At 46.5% G+C, this 3,949-nt stretch carries 7 protein-coding genes and 1 pseudogene; 1 reads left to right on the top strand and 7 read right to left on the bottom strand.

Translation table 11 applies throughout. From position 1 onward, the window contains the following. A pseudogene (locus tag AC1QQ2_RS13685) lies at window positions 1-303 on the bottom strand (porphobilinogen synthase); the annotation flags it as partial. 154 nt (window positions 304-457) lie between these two features. On the opposite strand from AC1QQ2_RS13685, the gene AC1QQ2_RS13680 reads away from it, so the two are divergent. Next, window positions 458-1,066 (top strand): thioesterase family protein, encoded by a 609-nt coding sequence (locus tag AC1QQ2_RS13680; protein ID WP_479713542.1) that lies wholly within the window; start codon window positions 458-460, stop codon window positions 1,064-1,066. A 91-nt stretch (window positions 1,067-1,157) separates the two neighbouring features. Here the strand turns inward: AC1QQ2_RS13680 and AC1QQ2_RS13675 are convergent, their stop codons facing one another. From AC1QQ2_RS13675 to rplF, 6 genes are all read right to left on the bottom strand, one after another. Further along, a complete protein-coding gene (locus tag AC1QQ2_RS13675; protein WP_479713541.1) occupies window positions 1,158-1,442 on the bottom strand; it encodes a hypothetical protein in 285 nt (94 codons plus the stop codon). Window positions 1,443-1,682: 240 nt separating this feature from the next. Beyond that, window positions 1,683-1,967 carry a hypothetical protein gene (locus AC1QQ2_RS13670; protein WP_479713540.1) on the bottom strand — a complete coding sequence of 95 codons (285 nt, stop codon included), beginning with the start codon at window positions 1,965-1,967 and terminating at the stop codon, window positions 1,683-1,685. Window positions 1,968-2,204: 237 nt separating this feature from the next. Continuing rightward, entirely contained in the window at window positions 2,205-2,393 is a 189-nt protein-coding gene (rpmD, locus tag AC1QQ2_RS13665; protein ID WP_479713539.1) for a 50S ribosomal protein L30, read from the bottom strand. A gap of 12 nt (window positions 2,394-2,405) precedes the next feature. Further along, complete coding sequence (gene rpsE, locus AC1QQ2_RS13660) at window positions 2,406-2,963, bottom strand: 30S ribosomal protein S5 (RefSeq protein WP_479713538.1); 558 nt, start codon at window positions 2,961-2,963, stop codon at window positions 2,406-2,408. 12 nt (window positions 2,964-2,975) lie between these two features. Further along, complete coding sequence (gene rplR, locus AC1QQ2_RS13655) at window positions 2,976-3,335, bottom strand: 50S ribosomal protein L18 (protein WP_479713537.1); 360 nt, start codon at window positions 3,333-3,335, stop codon at window positions 2,976-2,978. A gap of 11 nt (window positions 3,336-3,346) precedes the next feature. Then, window positions 3,347-3,880, bottom strand: coding sequence for a 50S ribosomal protein L6 (gene rplF, locus AC1QQ2_RS13650; protein WP_479713536.1), 534 nt, complete (start codon window positions 3,878-3,880; stop codon window positions 3,347-3,349). Window positions 3,881-3,949: the final 69 nt, after the last annotated feature.

Here is a 3,949-nt window from a genome sequence, read left to right as displayed (position 1 = left end):
ATAGGCGTGTTCAGCCTGTAGCGATTTGAGGCTTGGGCTAATGACAGGGAATAAATCAATGGTGGTGACGCCTAGACTGAGTAGTTGCTTGGCATACTCGATTAGCAAGTCCACGCTCAAACGCTCAACCCCTGGCATGCTTACCACGGCTTGGCGCTGCTGTTTACCCTCAATGACAAACACGGGCGCAATCAGATGCTTGGGTTCAATGCTGGTTTCTTGTACCATGGCGCGGATATTATCGTTGTAACGTAGGCGACGTAAGCGAGTATTGGGGAATGAACGGTTAAAAATATAACTCATAAAAACCTCTTGTTATCGAGTGACACTTATATATTATCAAGTAACGTTATCAAGTAACGCAGAAATTGTATAAGGATAAATAAGCAAAATTTGCTAGAATGATAATTTTTTAAAAAGCTATCTTACCACAATCTACTTACGCATGGAGGGCGCCGTGAGTTTAAACCCTGTAAATGCCAATCAATTAGCCGCTCAGTCATCGACTGACAGCACTAATATGACTGACACAATGTCTAAAGAAAATGACGAGCATTCTGATTTGGCAAACGAGTCGCAACTGCAGCTCAATGAAGACAGTGAGCATCAAGCTATCAGCAAACCTAGTATTGATGTGCTAGGGCAGCAGCTCGCCAACATCATGTCCCAAAGCCCATTTGTGGCGCATACCTTTACTACCTATCATTATGAAGCAGGCAAAGTATATGGTAAGGTCAAATCCAATCCCGCCCTCATCGGCAATCCAAATTTTGAGATTTTGCATGGCGGTATGACGGCGACGTTATTAGATACCATAGGCGGGCTCGAAGGGATGCTTGAAATCTATCGTCGTGATCAAGGCACGTTTGAAGAGCAGACCAAAAAAATCAAACGCATGGCAACCGTTGATTTGCGTGTTGATTATCTAGCTCCTGGGCGCGGTCATGAGTTTATGGTCACAGCCGAAGTAATTCGTATGGGACGCAAAGGCTGCACCACGCGGATGATGTTGGTCAATGATGAAGGAAAACTCATCGCGCATGGCATCGCCAGTTATGCGTTTTAAAACAGCCATTTATAGTAAAAAACCCACAGTGATGTGGTTTTTTTACTATAACAGCTTATACCTAATCTAAGAAGGCGTGAGCTCTAATGTATTAGGGTTGGACGGTGGTTGTAGTGGTCGTTGTTGAGGTCGTTTTAGTAGTCACTTGGGCAGGCTGATGGGCTACATCAGTAATTTTTTGCTGGGCATTATTGGCAACCTGTGACAACTTGGTGCTGAAATTTGTATGTTTTTCTATGGGTGTTTCGAGCGGCACATCGCGACTCACCCCGCCACCTAAAACTTGGTATAGCTGAATTTGACTGAGCAATTGCGACTGCTTGGTATTTAGAATACTTTGTTGGCTGCTATAAATCGAACGCTGTAAGCTAACCAACCAAGGCCACCAGCGATCAACATTGTAATGCCCATCGCCAATCCGATCAGACCATCGATCAGATTGACAGCATGCGCGATGCCACCTGATTAAATAATTTTAAATATCAAAGATATAACTGGTCCATAGGTTAAAAACCACAATGCATTTAACCCAGTATCTGTGATCCACGTATTGAAAAGAACCGCAGCCATTGCAGCTGATACAAATGATAAAAGCAATCTGCGAATTGGGCTTACGTCAAACCCAGTGTCTTCGCCTAAGCCGCCCAAACACAGGGATTGTTGAAACGCCTAAAATCAAAGCCATCTCAAACACATCCGGTGATAGGAACGACATGCCGACGCCATATCCGATAACAAGTGTCAAACCACCAATACGCGGCGTAGGCGCAGTATGTGATCGTTGCGGCGCAGAGGAATTATGCCCCTTTGCGGTCAAATGGATATGCAACGGCTTTGTAAAAAGAATAAGAAACGCCACGCAAATAACCGAAGCAAATGAATATACGAAAATATCAACCATCGGTTATGTCCACTAACCAGAATCACAGCATAAATAATTATTATTTTTAGACTATATTTTACTTTTATCGCGCTGAAAACCCAACCTACGCCCAAATTCAATACTCATGAGGCTAGTATAGCACCAAAACAAAAGTATTGATATTGACCATTAGGTCATAGCACAACGTATTACAAACGACATCAAAAAAAAGCCCCGCAATATGCGGGGCTTAATTTCATTGATAATACCCAGGTATTAATCACGCTCTTCGATGATTTCGACAAGGTGCGGGATTTTCGCGACCATACCGCGGATCGAAGGTGTATCTTCCAATTCGCGTGTCTTATGCATCTTGTTCAGGCCTAGACCAATCAGTGTGCGACGTTGAACGTCGGGACGACGGATTGGGGAGCCGATTTGTTTTACAACGATGGTTTTTGCCATGTGTTCGTCTCCTTATGCTTCTGCAGCTTCGGCAGCAGGTGCTTCGTCTTTTGAACGAAGGATGTCACCAACTTTTTTGCCACGACGCTGAGCAACCATACGTGGGCTCATTTCCTTTTGCAGACCGTCCAAAGTAGCACGGATCATGTTGTAAGGGTTTTGTGAGCCGATTGATTTTGCAACCACGTCTTGAATGCCAAGCATTTCGAAAACCGCGCGCATTGGACCACCCGCGATGATACCAGTACCTGTTGGTGCTGTACGCATCACGACTTTACCGGCGCCGTGACGGCCTTCGATATCGTGGTGAAGCGTACGACCTTCACGCAATGGAACGCGGATCATGTTGCGCTTTGCTTGCTCGGTCGCTTTGCGGATCGCTTCAGGTACTTCTTTCGCTTTACCTTTACCGAAACCGACGCGGCCTTTTTGATCGCCGACAACTACCAATGCGGCAAAGCCAAAACGCTTACCACCTTTAACAGTTTTCGACACACGGTTGATCGCAACAAGACGATCGGCGAACTCGGGTGCCGCGTCTTCGCGACGTTGTTTGGGTTCTTTTGCCATAATATCGTCTCCTTAGAACTTCAGACCGCCTTCACGTGCGGCGTCGGCCAGAGCCTTGACACCACCGTGAAAGAGGAAACCGCCACGATCAAAGTAGCACTCTTCAACACCAGCTGCTTTGGCACGTTCTGCAAGCGCCGCACCAACCTTAGTTGAAGCTTCGATGTTGTTCTTGCCAACAACGCCCAGTGCCTTTTCCAGTGACGACGCTGCCGCCAATGTTACACCGTTTACGTCGTCGATCAGCTGGCAGCTGATGTTTTTGTTGCTGCGGTGAACGGACAGACGTACACGTCCTGCGTTCACTTTGCGAAGTTTGTTCCGTACGCGCAAGCGACGCTTCAAGAACAGTTGTCTTTTGCTGTTTGCCATCTTTTGCGTCCTTACTTTTTCTTGCCTTCTTTGCGGAAGATATATTCGCCTTTGTAACGGATACCTTTGCCTTTATAGGGCTCTGGGCTACGCCACTCGCGAATATTCGCCGCAACTTGGCCAACGCGTTGTGCGTCAATGCCTTCGACAGTGATTTCGGTTTGTTTTGGTGAATTCACAGTAACATCTGCAGGGATGTCAAAGTTTACATCGTGTGAATATCCTAGGTTCAGCTTCAAAACATTCCCTTGGACAGCGGCACGATAACCAACACCAACGATTTCTAGATCTTTCTTAAAGCCTTGGCTGACACCAGTAACACAGTTTTCAACCATTGAGCGGCTCATGCCCCACTGTTGACGTGCGCGTTTTGATTTACCGCGCGGCGTCACAACGATTTGGTTGTCTGCAACTGTGATGGTGACATCGTCCGTCGCATGGAAGGAACGTGTGCCTTTCGGGCCTTTTACTTCTACGGTCTGACCAGATACAGATGCAGTTACACCTGCGGGCAGCTCGACCGGTTTTTTACCAATACGAGACATTCCCAGTCCTCCTTAGAATACAGTGCAAATTACTTCGCCACCAACATTGTTGGCACGAGCATTTGCATC

The organism is Aestuarium sp., from assembly GCF_023253315.1.
Taxonomy (GTDB): Bacteria; Pseudomonadota; Alphaproteobacteria; order Rhodobacterales; family Rhodobacteraceae; genus Marivivens; species Marivivens donghaensis.
Note: the sequence above shows the minus strand (reverse complement) of the source record. Positions and strands in the feature narration are given on the sequence as shown.